1 protein-coding gene is annotated in these 1,814 nt (G+C 47.0%); it reads right to left on the reverse strand.

What is annotated here, in order from left to right; all coding sequences use genetic code 11:
- Positions 1–1,814, reverse strand: a 1,814-nt coding sequence (glnE, locus tag IQR33_RS32435) for a bifunctional [glutamate--ammonia ligase]-adenylyl-L-tyrosine phosphorylase/[glutamate--ammonia-ligase] adenylyltransferase (protein WP_228013785.1), incomplete at both ends; no start/stop codon positions are given.

Here is a 1,814-nt window from a genome sequence, read left to right on the forward strand (position 1 = left end):
ACCATCAATCTCTTTCTTGCCGTCAGTGTAGACATTGACGGGGCAGTCATGCATGAAGACAATATCCAAATCGGAGTTATAGCCGAGCTCCCACCCTCCGACTTTACCATAACCAATTACAGCAAAGCCTTTACCTTCACGATCTTTCACATGCGTTGGCTCGCCGTACTTTTCAGACACTTGCAACCAAGCCTGACTGATCACCGCATCCACGATAGCTTCCGCTAAATAAGTTAAATGGTCACTCACTTTCATCACTGGCAATGCGCCAGCAATATCTGCCGCTGCAATACGCAAAATACAAATTTGCTTAAACTGACGCAACGCTTCCATTTGCTGTTCCATATCATCTTCAGGAATACGCGCCAAATAATCACGCAGCTCTGTACGGTAACTGTCTAATGGAATGGGATTGTACAGCTGCGCAGGGTCGATCAACTCATCAAGCAAGATAGGATAACGAGACAGCTGCTCTGAAATCATTGGGCTTGCGGTACACAAACGTACGAGCTGCACCAGAGCCGCTGGATGCTCATCCAATAATTCCAAGTAAGTTGTGCGAGTGCAGATGTTGTGTAGCAAGTGAAGTACACGAGATAAACCAAACTGTGCATCAGGATGGGCAAAGACCGCATCAAACACTTTCGGCATCAAACGATTGAGCACTTCGCGTCCACGTGGGCCTAACGTTTTTTTGGCCAGATCGGTTTTAAAGTTGATGATGGTTTTCGCGCATGAAGCAAAGTCTTCAATCTGAATATCCTGCTGCAAGATATGCTCAAGAACGTCTTGTTTGTCGGCCATATCCCATAGCTCATGAAAATGACGAGCAACGGTAGTCCCCTCGTCTTCTTCATCATCACCAATTAGTGATTCAAAAACTTGGTGAACATTTGCCATATGCTGCTGGGTTTGCTCAATTAATTGCTCCCAACAGCTCATTTTCATCGCGGTGGCGAGCTTTAAGCGTTCGGTTTCGCAATCAGGCAGCGTCTGGGTTTGCTTATCCGCCATTGCTTGCAACAAGTTTTCTAATTGACGCAAGTACTTGTATGCGGCTTCTAGATCGCTGACTTCTTGTGGAGTAAGCAATGCCAGCTCTTCAATGCCTTGCAGCGTTTCCAACAGCCCTCGATTACGCAAAGAAGGTTCTCGACCACCTCGAATCAATTGAAAAACTTGAGCGATAAATTCAATTTCTCGGATGCCACCCGCACCTAGCTTAATGTTGTTATTCAACCCTCGGCGGCGAACCTCGCTACTGATCATCGACTTCATTCGACGCAAAGATTGAATCGCACTGAAATCAATATAACGACGAAAAACAAAAGGGCGCAGCATTTGGCGTAGCTCTTGATACTGCGGGTACATCTCACATCCCATCACCCGAGCTTTGATCATCGCGTAACGTTCCCAATCTCGTCCCTGTTCTTGGTAATAATCTTCAAGTGCGGCATAGCTCATAACCAAGGGGCCACTTTCTCCAAATGGGCGAAGCCGCATGTCGACGCGGTAGCAAAAACCATCGAAGGTTTGTTGGTCGAGCGCTTTGATGATGCGTTGACCAAGACGAGTAAAGAACTGGGCATTGGCAATGCTTCGGCGTGCGCCTTGGGTTTCACCATTCTCTGGGTACGTGAAAATTAGATCAATATCGGAAGAAAAGTTTAGCTCGCCACCACCCAGTTTCCCCATGCCGATAATTAACATCGGCTGCACTTCACCGTCCTCACTTATTGGCGTGCCCCACTCCTGACAACACACTTGATATTGCCATTGATAGGTTTCAAAAATCATCGCTTCTGCCAACTCAG

The sequence above is a fragment of the Vibrio sp. OPT46 genome, from assembly GCF_015163535.1.
Classification (GTDB): domain Bacteria; phylum Pseudomonadota; class Gammaproteobacteria; order Enterobacterales; family Vibrionaceae; genus Vibrio; species Vibrio alginolyticus.